Source organism: Erysipelothrix anatis, from assembly GCF_009828745.1.
Classification (GTDB): Bacteria; Bacillota_I; Bacilli_A; order Erysipelotrichales; family Erysipelotrichaceae; genus Erysipelothrix; species Erysipelothrix anatis.
In genome coordinates this window covers 36278-50017 of sequence record NZ_WTSX01000007.1, presented here as the reverse complement: position 1 = coordinate 50017, position 13740 = coordinate 36278, and the positions used below count along the sequence as shown (strand labels likewise).

Below are 13740 nucleotides of genomic sequence, written 5' to 3'. Positions count from 1 at the left end.
GGACGGGCTCCACATGCCTGTCCTTTAGTATTATTGTTGCCAAAAAAAATCGAGAATGGTATGATACAGAAAATGCAGAAGGAGTTGCTGATGAAACGTATCAATAAATTATCTTTATCATTTGGAATCAGCAATATGACTGCTGTTTTCTTCGAAAAATCCCACTAAGATGGGATAAGTGCGTCCAAACTAAGCCGAAATTGCACTCAGCAGGATTAGAATAGAGGACAAATAATGAAAAAAATAATAAGAAAAACACCACATAATGTAAATCAACCAGTCGGCAAGTATGCACATATTACGCGTATTCCCGCAGGTCTGGATACCATTGTATTCTCAGGACAAATAGGTGTCCAAGAAGATGGAACACTACCAACTGATTTTAAAAAAGAAATAGAACAGATGTTCTATAATATTCGCGATTTACTCAATCATGAAAGCATTACACCTGAAGACATCACAAAAGTAAATATATGGTCCGTTAAGGAAATAGATTGGGACCATTTCTATGCTACATGGGACGACTTCTTTAGTTATGATTATCCTTCCATGACAATCGCATATATCAGCGCTCTTGGTTTGCCGGAAATTAGTATCGAAATAGATATTTGGGCAGCTAAATAGTTTTAAAGGCTTAGTTTAATTGGGTTACCCGTGGGTAACCTTTTTTTGTGCGGACGGTTATTCAAATAACCTTTTATACAAAAGAATATGCCGTTCGCTCCAAAGCTGAGATTATCGAAAAATGTGATGCTAAAATAACAATACAATCGTAGGATTAAACTTGCTTTAGACATACTTGAAATAAAAAATGATTATAGCTGATATCGAAGATAGAGTTATTGAGTGAGGTGATACTATGAAAAAATACTTTGTTGCAATATTAGTTTTTTTGTTTTTAGCGGGAAGCATTAATCAGGTAAAAGCATATCGACATTATCAAGATGTCTCGCATCATGAATGGAGAACACCAGATTTTTTTGGATATGGATGCAATTCGAAAACCACCGCACGTAATTCAGGTCTAAAATGGATGAGAGCATGGGTTAAAGTTGGTCAAAAAAGGCATGCAAATACCAAGTGGTTTCCTAAAGTTGGAGATACAGTTCAAACATGGCTCGTAGCAAGACCAGGGCAATCCTGCACAACTGGTTCAGAATCCAAAAGGTAATTTTAGGCCATGTTAATTCATGGCCTTCTAGGAGATAAATTAATGAATTTTAATAAGTCAATTAAACTAAAGATACTCATGTGGGCAAATCAGTTTATAACCTCGATACTCTTCATTTGCATTATCGAAGTTATTATGTCAAGTTTTGGAGTTCACTGCTATCATCAATCGAAAAGTACACCACCACAGGTATGTACGATGCAAAGTTACATCATGGAACAAGGGTTTATCTTGATAAATGTCATTGCGTTGGTTATTACAGGTGTGATAGCTTTGAATCTCGTCATTAAATACTGGATCTACTATTATGCTGATATTACAAAGGTACTTCGACTTATTGGATATTCGACTCTGGAACAGGTTAAATATCATATCGTTGCTCTTAGATGGATTACGTTAAGTGCATACTTAATAAGTGCTCTGGTAATTGGATTTCATTACGGAAGTCTCAAAAGAGACATTCTTGTTGCATTAATTTTGAGTTTTTTGATTATTCATATATTAACTTACATCAAAGTACTTTTTCGGATTAGAAAAGAATACATTGAAGAGGCGGTAGGTATTAACAAATACAGGAATCGATGTATTAAAGTTCTCGAAGGTGTCATGAGTATAATTCAAATTGCTGTTCCTCTGACATTTAGTATGTTTCTCGTTATAAATATGCTAAATGCATATACTGATTTTCAAATGCAGCAGACGTTTAGTAAAAGTAAATCATTAACTTATTTTGAACCAATAGAAAACGATGCATTTAATGAAAGCTTCGAAGGTCATATTGGGAAACTTAATGACACGCAGTTAAATCAGTATAAAACGCGAATAGAACATTTACTCAATCAACATGAGAAGCAACTAGTTCTACTTTTTGAGCAAGTTGATCAAGAAAAATTTAACTTGAGAGTGTCCATAGAAAAATATCGATCGATGAGCAAACTGGTTGGTGAGTTCAATGACTTAGAAGTAGTAGCTGGAAGGGGTTTGATGGAAAAAGACTATGAGTTTAAAGATGGAAGAATTCCAGTATTGGTTGGATATAATTTGAGAAATAGTATTTCCTTAAATCAGACATTTGAGAAGGATACGATGCAGTTTGTTGTAGTTGGGATTATGAAACAACATCAAACAATTACATCGCCTCAGTACTTTCTACCAGAATCTATCGATAACGATATTGTGATTCCGTTTCATCCAAAACACATCCAAACAATGAATTTTGAAATAAATCATCATATATTGAAAAATGTAATCATCAATGATTTATCCGACTTTCAAATTAAGCAGGTGCAACAAACGTTGAATTATTCGCCAATTTCATATAAAACGATCGATGGACAGGTAGAACTTGTTGAGGCTTTAAAATCGAAGCTATCCTTTGCAATGGTTTGGGTATATACGGGTCTATACACATTGTTTTATGCGCTACTTTGTTACTTTATATCTATCTTTCTTGATTTGGAAATCAATAAATACAAGTACGCGGTTATGCAAACCGTTGGTTACTCGAAAAAACAGATCACGATTCATCTAATCGTGAATAAGCTAGTACAACTCATCATGGGTTTATTTCTTGCACAACTCATCACGACAGGTATGGGTGCTGCAACGAAAATAGGGATACTCACAAATAGCATTATTGCACTAACGATAATTGTTGGAATTTGGTACCTTGCGTGGGGGAGAATTGCGAATCTAGAGATCACTAAAATCATTGCCGGAAAACGATAGCAAGATAGAAAAGGAAGTTTATGAAAATTTATGAAGTTAGACGCTTGGAAAAAGTGTATGGTAAAAACGCTGCTAGAGGAATAGCATTAGATGGCATTAACTTAACAATAAATAAAGGCGAAATGGTCGCAATTGTGGGAAAATCCGGGTCAGGGAAGAGTACCCTTTTGAATCTACTTGCCGGACTTATCCCATTGACACAGGGAAGTATTCTATTTAAACAAGAAAATATCTCTGAATTTAAAGATAAACAAATGGCGTCATATCGAAACAAAAACATAGGATACATTGTTCAAAATTTTGGGCTTATTTCAACGATGACTGTACTAAAAAATGTGCTGTTACCGATGAAACGGAAGAAAGATGCAGCGAAAGCACTTGTTATTCTAAAACAACTCGGAATGGACGAGAAAGCAAACAAATATCCTTTTCACCTCTCAGGCGGTGAGCGTCAGCGTGTTGCGATTGCGCGAGCTCTCATCAATGATCCTGATGTTATATTGGCTGATGAGCCTACAGGTGCCTTGGATAGTGAGAATGGTGCCAATCTAATGAAAATATTCAAATCGTTAAATCAAAATGGATTAACACTTGTTATTGTGACCCATGATGAAGGAATTGCATCACAATGTAATCATCGCATTAAGCTTAAAGATGGTAAAGTCATCGAGGATATAGTGGTAAACCAATAAAAAACTCAACAGAGCCGGACCTTAAGATAGATTTGGCTCTGTTGAGTTTTTCATTAGGTAGTCGATGAGACTAAGAAGTAAGATTCGCGTAAGTATGAACTTTGATACTTCACGGCAAGTTTATACAGGAATTTTGTGATAGATTGAATCGTAACCGTTTCCGCTCTTAATCCATCCAAGTAGGAGAAGAAACGCTTTTGTTCTGCAGAGGATGCATGATGTTTAAAATATCCCCACACATGTTCCAAAGCATTGATTTGAGTTCCAATTGTAGTAGGACCTGAAAGTGTTTGATCAACAACACGATAAAATGCTACAGGATTAACGATTTTATTTTCTCTAAACAGTAGGCGGAGTTCGTTGTATGCATGCGTTGAATAAGACATGATTAAATATTTATAACGAGCCCACTCTTGTTCCAGTACTAATTGAGATGGGTTAAAGTATTGATTTACTTTCATAAATGAACGATTCTTATCTTTGACTTCCAACATAATATCAAGGTCAAATTGTGAATATAAAAGCTCATAGTCGTCAATGAATTGATCTAAGTTGATGGTATCAGTATGGGCCCCCGGTCGCTTGTTGTAGGCTTGTTGACTGTAGTGGACTTTCGGTATTCCATCATTGACTTTCCATGTATCGATGACTTGAGCAACAATTTCATGAGGAGCGAGCGAGTCTAAAGAAGGGTTGATGAGATGATGAAGGTTATCATAAATTAGTGGTACCCCCGTCATTTTCGAGAGATAGAGTATGTCAGCTACCGTATAGAGACGATCATCATTTTCAATCACCAAAAACTTTTTAATAGCTTCTGGCAAACGGTGATTGTAAACATCAATGAAACGATTCATTGCAGCTTGTTTATCGCCATAAACACCACCAACATGAAGAACTATTTTATGATTAGGGTTTCCCGATAAAAGTTCCATAAGCTGTGTATGATACCACAAATCTTCGATGGAAGCGGCAACTACCGCCTCATTTTGAGCGTTGAGTACTGTATATTGCCCAGGGTGACAGGAAATTCGGATTTGATGCGTTTGTATCTTTGTACGAAGATTGGCGAAATAATCTGAAAACTCAAGGGCCCAATCAAGGGTATTTAGGGGTGATGAACCAAAAGGAATAAGTGAAGAAGAAATTCTGAAGAAATAATTTTTTTGTTTAATGTTATAATCGATTATTGCATTTAAAGTATCCAAATTATCGCGAATTAAATCACGCAATAGTGACTCTGTGAGGTCGTCTTTACGACAGGTTCGGAACCGCGCATGCGTATCGATATTTAAACTCGCATATCCAATTTTGGGTGTGTTTATCATTAGTAGACCTCGTATCTTAATTAATTCAATAATATCGTAAAGATTCACTCCATGCAATGACGAAAAGCCTCAATAATCTAGCACAGTTTATATGCAATCAGCATCCGGTGTGAATACTCAATTTAGATAAAATGTGATACAATAAAACAAACTGTGAAATAATATTCACAATATAGAAACTTAACTAAAATGGATAAAGGAGCGCTCAATGTTTAAAATTGCGATTGTTGATGATAACCTACAATTTAGAGATCAGGTATTTCGGTTAATTTCAGAATCATCCGACACTCTTAATATTGCTACAATTGACACATATGAGTCATCAGAAGCCTATATTAATCGTTCACCATTAATCATTTATAATTTAGCAATTCTAGATATTGAGATGCCTGGTTTGGATGGCGTATCACTGGCTAAGCAAATCCAACAAACCGAACACGCAACAAAAATAATTTTTCTAACATCGTATGTTCATTATATGAAAGATGCGTTCGGTCTAAATGTTCATAAATACATCATGAAAGAAGATGTCGCTCAAGAGTTGATCCAAGCTATTGAAGAAATACGAGACGTATTCGTTAAGTCAAAAAGTAAGAAAATATCACTCAAAACCAACAATAAAGAAATTCAAGTAGATGTGGATGACATTATAATTATCGAATACATCGATCGTCACCCTTATGTCTATACGGAATCACACAAAATTAAAGTGATCAATGCATCTTTAACAGATATATACAAACGTTTGGATTCACGTTTTTTTGTACGACCAAATAGTGGTACTATAATCAATTTACTTCATGTTGATTCGGTATCATCTAAGAGCCTAGAAATGCGCTCATTTGATAAAGAAATTAGCATATCACGAGGGCGATATAAAGATATCATTCGCGTTTATACAGAATATCTCATGTTGGGAGATACCCTATGACACTCGACATAATCCTACGCACTGGTATTGAAGTGATGTTATGTTTTGTGGATATTATATTACTTGACTTCTACTGCAGTAAACTCGCAACTAAAAAAGACATTCCAACACCGTTTAAAGCAATTGTAGCAATTCTATCAGCAGGTTTATTATACTTCGCAACGAATACCCTTTACTCGAATGAAGGTACAATTTTTTCACTACTGCTGATGCTCAGTTACGCATTTGTGTTATATGAGGGGAGTAATACCAAAAGAATTTTTGCAGTCTTTGGTTATTATGTGCTAAGTGGAATTGTAACTTTGTTAGTAACATCCCTTGCATCATGGATTTTTAACATATCCTATGCCGAACTCCTACAACAATTTAGTGTTTGGGTTGTCGTAGCACTGATGATCAAGCTCGTGATGTTAATTATCGGTATTATTTTGAGTACGACGCTTTTACCAACGCAGACACGCCGCGAAAATCTAATTGGTATTGCACAGTATCTAGGTGTCTCGTTTATCGTTCTTGTACTCCTCTATGATTATTTATTTATCAATGCACTAACCCATATTGAAAATATCATTATTTTAATGACACTCACTTATGTCGTAAGCTTTGCACTTATTCTCGCGTTGATTACACGATACTTTAAAGAAAAAAATGAACGCATGCTTATGGAATCAGCGTTATTTGAAGCCAATCAAAAAAACGAGGCCTATATTCAAAGTGTTCAAGACAAAATAGAAACAGCAAAGCTCAAGCATGACTTAAAAAATCATCTGATTACACTTCAAAGTTTTATAGAAAATGACATGAATGACGAATCCATTCGATATATTAAGACGCTACACGCTTTGCCTGAACTTAAGTCCTATGTTAATACCAACAATCTCACGATTAATGCAGTTTTAAATTCGAAAATATCGTCTTACCCGAACATTCGCTTTAAGGTACGTCATGACGATGGTCGCTTTGCGATTCCGCATGATAAACTAACAATCATTCTAGGGAATGCGACTGATAATGCAATAAATGAAACACTGCTGTGTGCACAAGATCCAAAAGAAATCCAAATTGTAATTAGCGAAAATCATCAGTATATAAAAATCTATATTGCGAATAAGCTATCACATCCAGTCACAATGGTTGATGGGAAACCAATTAACAAATCTGGAAAACGAGTTGGGCTTGGAGTCGATAATATCTTGGATGCTGTAAGATCCTTAGATGGAAAAGCAATGTTTACGAGCGAAGGGGATATGTTTCAATTTAAAACTCTCATTCCACTTTCAAATAAATAATAGCTAAATTGACAACTTAAGCAACGAAAACGACGATATAAACCAAAAATCTTTAAACAAAGTTCGTTTGGACGTATTATAGATTCGGTGGGGGTATGCCATGGAATACATTTCACGAATGATTAGCAAATCGTTTTGTAAATTAGGCTATATAGAAGCAAGTCAAATTGAAGATTTGCGGTATGGATTAGAGGTCGTAATCTCTAATGCTATTACACTTCTCTCAATTTTAGTATTTGGGATTGCCATCCATAGATTTACCGAGACAATGATTTTCTTCTCGATATTCATTGTTTCACGTAGTCTTCGTGATCGCTATCATGCAAAAACATTTATGTCCTGCTTCATGATGACATTCGGTACGTACTTACTTGCTCTGGTATTATCGTATGTGATTGCAGCAGAAGTCCAAATGTATTGGGGAATATATTTGGTGCTCTTAAATTGTTTAATTGTATACTATACCAATGTATTGGGAAATGACGACCCAGAGAAACACAGTGATAAATTTGATTATTTCTTCTATGTGTTAAACTGTGTACTCTTATTAACTAGTATTCTCGCGCCATCTCAACTAACTGTTTTCTCGAGTGTCGTTACCCTAGTGATTGCTTCTACATCCTATTTCAATGTTGAAATGATAAACGAAAACGCATAATGTTTCGTTATCCGCGGTATTAACATCACGTTCATTTGGCGCTGTTTTAAAACCAAAGGAGGAGAGCAATGAAGTTCTTCATTAATGCGTTGTTGGGTCTCGCAGAGCGATCCACAACTCTTTCTATCTGGGCGTTCTACAGACCAAAAAAGTAGAAACTCTATAATATTAATTCAAAAGGATGGTGTGATTGCCATCCTTTTGCGTTTTCAAGGATGAAACAAAAAAATACCATGTTATAATTTTGTAAAAGGAGGCAAACAATGACACGAGATATCGAAATAAATTTTGTTGTATCAGATAGCTTGAACGCACTGGAAACATATCGAAAGATTTTCGAGGTGGATATCCTCGAAGTAACTAATTTCCCTCAAGGCAGTAATGAAGCAATCTTCACAATCTATGGTATGAAATTTCATATGCTTGATGAAAATGCTGAGTATGGTCTAATAGCACCATCTGGAGAAATTCAAGCGACAATTTGGTTTAATGTAACAGTGCCAAATATCATGCAAACCCATCATAATGCGCTTAGGAATGGGTGTGTGGAATTGCAAGCCGTAACTCCGATGTTGGATTATGGTGTAAGCAATTCGTTGTTCAAAGACCCGTTTGGGTATCTTTGGATGCTTCACGAGCAACACGAGCACGTTGCCGATGCGATGCGAGATGATATTCTAGCAGAGGTTTTTGAGTGATATTTACATTAAACAGATTTCGTGCTAAACTATAAAAAAATAAGGAGGTGATGACTGTGTCCATCTGTATGATTAAAAATATTAATAACAATAATGATACCATCAAGTACTTTGATGCTTTTAGTCGTACAGTTACTTTTACAACTCTTTCAATAACAAAGGGACGAGTGCGTCCAATTTAATTGAAAGAAGTGTAAGAACAGTCATTATCATGGCCTAGTTTACGCTAGGCTTTTTTCTTACCCTTCTTTAAGAAAGAAGGATAAATATGAAAATAAACTTAAATAATATAACAAAAATCTATGCTGATGAAGCAATTCTTGAGGCATGTGACCTCGAAGTAAAATTAGGAGATCATATCGCGATTGTCGGTGAAAATGGAAGTGGTAAATCTACACTCCTCAAAATAATAGCAGGTCTTGAAAACTATCAAGAAGGTCAACGTATCGTACCGAAAGATATCAAAGTGGGATACATGAATCAACAATTTCCAAGGTTTGAAGGTACTGCCCATGCGTATGTTATGGATCAATTTGGTGAACTTCTGGAGTTAGAACGAAGAATGCAAATCCTTGAACAGGGATTTGCAACTAGTGATGATCTCGATTTGGATCTTGAAAAGTATGAAAGAGTAACCCATCAATTTGAAGCACAAGGTGGCTATCAAGTGGGTAATGATATTCAACGCATCGCTACAGGTCTTGCAATCAGTAATGTTTTGGAACAGGACTATAATGAGCTTAGTGGAGGACAAAAAACGAGAATAGAGCTCGTCAAATTGTTAGTCTCAAATGTAGATGTACTGTGTTTGGATGAACCAACGAATCATCTTGATTATGATGGAATCCAATGGCTTGAGAATTATTGTAAATCTCTACGTAAAACATTAATCATTGTGTCCCATGATCGCGAGTTTCTGAATCAAGTAGTTGCTGTAATTCATGATATAGAAGATGGGAGTATCGTGACCTACCAAGGTAATTATGATAGTTTCCAAATTCAAAAGAAGGAGCGTTTTGCACGTCTCGTCCTCGATTATGAGGCCCAGCAAAAAATAATTCAAAAACTCAAATTAGCGATACGACGATATCGCCAATGGGGTCACGAAAGTGATAATGAAGACTTCTTTAAACGTGCGAAGGCAATTGAAAAACGTCTTGAAAAAATGGAGAAATTACCAAAGCCAGAAGAACTTGAACGAAAATTGAATTTAAGTTTTGATCTGAAAAACCGAAGTGGTAAACAGGTTCTTGTTGCTCAAGAACTTGAGGTCGGGTATACACAGCCTTTGGGTAATCCGAAGAATCTCAAGATTCTTTGGCAAGAGCGAGTTGCACTTCTAGGTGCAAACGGTACTGGAAAGAGCACACTTATAAAAACGATAATGGGTGAAATTCCGGCGTTGGGCGGAACCCTGAAAATTGGCGAAAGTGTATCAATTGGTTATCTGCCCCAACAACATGTCTTTGAAGATGATAATGAAAGGATTTTAAGCTTTACGCAACGCTCGTTAAGCTTGAGCGAGTTTGATGCCCGACGTATGCTTGCGCAATTCGGGTTTTACCAAAGTGACGTGTATAAACCAATTCGTTACCTTAGCGGTGGTGAAAAAGTACGTATTAAACTGATGGAGATTATGCATCGTAAACATAACTTGATTGTGCTTGATGAGCCGACTAATCACCTCGATATTCAAAGCTGTGAAATCCTTGAAGATGTGCTCATGCAATACCAAGGAACACTCATTGTCGTAAGTCATGATCGTTATTTTTTACGACGACTTAATGTCAAAAATATCGAAATTTAGAAGAGAGTCATGCTCTCTTTTTCTTGTGATTTAAATAACGTTGTACAAATTAACACTTTGTTTACACAAACGAAGAAAGCACTTACATAAATTTTGTGACTCGCTATACTAAGAACTGTAGGAGGAAAAACTGATTACTATTTATTCAATAAAGTGTTAATAGGGAGGACATATGTTGAAAAAAAGAATTCAAAAGTTTTTAGTAGTTTTACTATGCTTAGCAATTTTTCCGTTCGTAACGAATGATCTGCATGCAGAAGTCGTTACAGATTTTGAAACTAAAATAGAAGACTCATCAGTTGGTGAGGGACAATTCCAAGTCAAATATTCAAGAGGCTGGTCACAAAGTACCGGTTACCCTGACCGCTTTAGTAATGGTGATGAGCATTGGGTTAATCTGAAACCCGGTGATAAACCTTATTTAGAAGTTAATTTTATTGGGAATAAAATTGATGTTGTCGCAACAAAAGCACCAAATCATGGAATCTATGAAGTACAAGTTGATGATCTAGATTCTGTCCGCTTTGACGCTTATGCGCCAACCAAAATGGACCAACAAGTACTCGGAACCATCAAAGACTTAGATGAAGGTCCTCATACATTAAAACTTACAGTAACAGGGGATAAAAATCCGCAAGCAAGTGCCAACAGTGGTGAGATTGACTTTTTTAGAGTTTATCATAAAGCCATCAATCCAGAATCACTTGATTTAATTCAAAGCAACGAAGTTCTTGATAAAGGTCAAACTGAGATTGTAGATGCTACCGTAAAGCCATTCTATGCTACTAATAAAACAATCGAGTGGGAAAGTTCAAATCCTGAAATTGCAACTGTCGATGCACAAGGTAAAGTGACAGGAGTCGCACCGGGAACAGTAACAATTACAGCAACGATTCCTAACACAGACTTGACCCAATCAGTTACCTACCAAATTATTCATGATACACGTACATTCAATGCTTTTGTAGGAGACAGTAACCGTCATTACTTACAAAGTGATTATAACGCAATAAAAAATGGAACGAATAAGTCATATCACGATACAGCGTGGCGTAATGATGTACTATCATCATCAATCGTTGTAACTACACGAAACAGTGCAATTGAAGGTCTTGATGTAACAGTTTCTGACTTTTCAAATGGAACAGATACATTTTCAAACGAAAATATTTCAATAAAAGGACTTAAAGAAACCAATGCATATATTGGACGTGGTTTTAATTGGGGAAGTGTACCAACAGGACCAAAAGAAATGGTACCTGATGTTATTCATACAACATTACCAATGAATGTAGCAGCAGAACGTGTTCAACCGCTTTGGGTTTCAATTGAAATTCCAGAATCCACAAAACCAGGTACCTATACGGGAACCATTCAACTAAATGATGATTCAATGACAGAAACCATTGAATTAGCTTATTCATTTGAAGTTCTGGATTTAGTTGTCCCAGACTTGAATAGCACTGAAGCGTATGATTTTGGAATGGATATCTGGCAATACCCATATACATCAGCACGATACTATGGTATTGAAGCAGACGATTTATTTGGTCCATATCATATGGAAGTACTCACCAATCAGTTGAAATCATACAAAGAAAGTGGTGGCGATACCATCACTGTTACGATTGTTGAGGATCCATGGAACCAACAGACAACAGATAAATACCCATCCATGATAAAATGGACAAAATCTGTAGACGGAACCATGACATTTGATTATGAGCACTTCGATAAGTATGTCGAATTGGCAATGAGTCTTGGTATCGATAGACATATTAAGAGTTTTTCAATGATTCCTTGGGAAAATAGAATATTCTATTTTGATGAGGCACAAGGCAAAGAAGTTCAAGTAAAACCTGCACCAGGTTCCGAACTTTGGAATAAGCTTTGGGATGAATTTTTGGTCAGTTATGTCGAACATTTAGATTCTAAAGGGTGGTTTGAAAAAACATATATTGCAATGGACGAACGCCCATTGTCGACAATACAACCAGTCATCGATATTATCCAAAATCATCCAAATAAAGATGGTAAAACACTAAAAATTCATGGAGCGATGAACTATAACTCTGTCTCAGCAGATATTCTTGATAAGATTGATGATATTTCAATTAATCTTGGCCATACGAATCACGATAGTAACGAACTTCGAGAACTCTCAGAACACCGCCGTAGTTTAGGGCTAACAACAACGATCTATACATGCGTTGGTGACTATCCAAGTAGTTTTGCATTCAGCAATCCTGGTGAGAGTGCATGGACAATGTGGTATGCAGAATCTCATGGTGTGGATGGATTTATGAGATGGGCATTTGATGCATGGGTTGCGAATCCATTAGAAGACATTAGCCATTGGTATTGGGAAAGTGGTGATCCATTCTTTGTATATCCAAGAGAAAAAGGTCAAGATTTAACTGTACCATATACAACACCACGCTATGAAAAACTTAAAGAAGGAACACGTGATGTTACGAAAGCACGTTACTTAAAGAGTCTTGATCCAACGTTGTCCGAAGAAATTGATACATTAATTCAATCTATTGGTCGTCGTTATGGAAAAGGAAACGGTTATGGTGCGGCAGTCGCTTCAAGTCAAGCTGATAAAGATTTTATTGATACTGAAGTTCAACGTATGCGCGCAGGTATCAATGACATATCTCGAAAATATATTGAACAAGAAAATACAGTTCGTGAAATCATCATTACTGATCTTAAACATTCTGTTGACTTGAAAGATCGCGAGCAAGTTGTTCCAAGTGATTTTGTGAAGGCTGAATATCGCGAAACATTACCAAATGGTACAGTCACAGTTAATGAAGATATTACAGAACGTGTCGTTATGAATTTAGATAGTGTCAAGAATGCTGTTCAAGAAGGAAGTGTTGAAGTTGTTGCAACTGTTGAATATGGGGCATCAAATACAACTAAGACAATTCCAGTAACGCTCTATGACAGCACACGCACATATGCTATTAAAATGAATGATAGTAAAATATCACTTTCAAAAGCGAAACTTCAGGAACTCATTACGGGCGGTAGTCTTGAGTCATATCTTGCGACAACACTTGCAATTGAAGGTGTAGTAACAAGTGAAGTTACCGGTACTCATACGATGCCTGTGACACTTGATGTCAAAAACCTGTTGTTGGATAATGTGACGGGAGATGTCGCTGTTACAGCGTCTATCCTCTCGCAAGACATCCAGGTGCTGACAACAAAAGAATTCACTGTAACAGTTATTAATCCAACGGATCCAGTTGACCCAGTCGATCCGGTGGATCCTGTAACCCCAGTTAAACCTACGAACCCAGGTGAGGGAACAGAACTACCAAAAACAGGAATTAGTAATACGTTTATGATGTATGGTAGCATCATACTCCTTGGAGGAATTGGAATCGTCATGATTTCAAAACGCCGAAGAAAATCATAACGTTC

Annotated in this window: 11 protein-coding genes; 10 read left to right on the top strand and 1 reads right to left on the bottom strand. The window is 36.4% G+C overall.

The genetic code is table 11. The features are described 5' to 3' along the window. Nucleotides 1–234: 234 nt before the first annotated feature. The 4 genes from GVV19_RS06430 to GVV19_RS06415 all read left to right on the top strand — a co-directional run bounded on the left by GVV19_RS06430 (nt 235) and on the right by GVV19_RS06415 (nt 3591). The gene (locus tag GVV19_RS06430) at nt 235–624 is read left to right on the top strand and encodes a RidA family protein (protein WP_159646494.1); all 390 of its coding nucleotides are present in this window, start codon (nt 235–237) and stop codon (nt 622–624) included. A gap of 235 nt (nt 625–859) precedes the next feature. Beyond that, the gene (locus tag GVV19_RS06425; RefSeq protein ID WP_159633125.1) at nt 860–1171 is read left to right on the top strand and encodes a hypothetical protein; all 312 of its coding nucleotides are present in this window, start codon (nt 860–862) and stop codon (nt 1169–1171) included. A 42-nt stretch (nt 1172–1213) separates the two neighbouring features. Next, nucleotides 1214–2899: a hypothetical protein gene (locus tag GVV19_RS06420; RefSeq protein ID WP_159646492.1), complete on the top strand. Its 1686-nt coding sequence runs from the start codon at nt 1214–1216 to the stop codon at nt 2897–2899. Between the two features lie 20 nt (nt 2900–2919). Beyond that, on the top strand, nt 2920–3591 hold the full coding sequence (locus GVV19_RS06415; RefSeq protein WP_159646490.1) for an ABC transporter ATP-binding protein: 672 nt from the start codon (nt 2920–2922) through the stop codon (nt 3589–3591). Nucleotides 3592–3644: 53 nt separating this feature from the next. Here GVV19_RS06415 and uvsE read toward each other — a convergent pair whose 3' ends face one another. Beyond that, nucleotides 3645–4919: a UV DNA damage repair endonuclease UvsE gene (uvsE, locus tag GVV19_RS06410; RefSeq protein ID WP_159646488.1), complete on the bottom strand. Its 1275-nt coding sequence runs from the start codon at nt 4917–4919 to the stop codon at nt 3645–3647. Nucleotides 4920–5127: 208 nt separating this feature from the next. On the opposite strand from uvsE, the gene GVV19_RS06405 reads away from it, so the two are divergent. From GVV19_RS06405 to GVV19_RS06380, 6 genes are all read left to right on the top strand, one after another. Continuing rightward, on the top strand, nt 5128–5850 hold the full coding sequence (locus GVV19_RS06405) for a LytR/AlgR family response regulator transcription factor (RefSeq protein WP_159633113.1): 723 nt from the start codon (nt 5128–5130) through the stop codon (nt 5848–5850). Beyond that, nucleotides 5847–7139, top strand: a complete 1293-nt coding sequence (locus GVV19_RS06400; RefSeq protein ID WP_159646486.1) for a GHKL domain-containing protein — start codon at nt 5847–5849, stop codon at nt 7137–7139. Before GVV19_RS06405 ends, GVV19_RS06400 begins: the two co-directional genes overlap by 4 nt. Before the next feature lie 100 nt (nt 7140–7239). Further along, entirely contained in the window at nt 7240–7797 is a 558-nt protein-coding gene (locus GVV19_RS06395) for an accessory gene regulator B family protein (RefSeq protein WP_159641695.1), read from the top strand. Between the two features lie 263 nt (nt 7798–8060). Beyond that, the gene (locus GVV19_RS06390) at nt 8061–8495 is read left to right on the top strand and encodes a VOC family protein (RefSeq protein ID WP_159646484.1); all 435 of its coding nucleotides are present in this window, start codon (nt 8061–8063) and stop codon (nt 8493–8495) included. A 268-nt stretch (nt 8496–8763) separates the two neighbouring features. Next, on the top strand, nt 8764–10302 hold the full coding sequence (gene abc-f / locus GVV19_RS06385; RefSeq protein ID WP_159646482.1) for a ribosomal protection-like ABC-F family protein: 1539 nt from the start codon (nt 8764–8766) through the stop codon (nt 10300–10302). A 172-nt stretch (nt 10303–10474) separates the two neighbouring features. Then, nucleotides 10475–13735: a glycoside hydrolase domain-containing protein gene (locus GVV19_RS06380; protein ID WP_159646480.1), complete on the top strand. Its 3261-nt coding sequence runs from the start codon at nt 10475–10477 to the stop codon at nt 13733–13735. Nucleotides 13736–13740 lie beyond the last annotated feature (5 nt).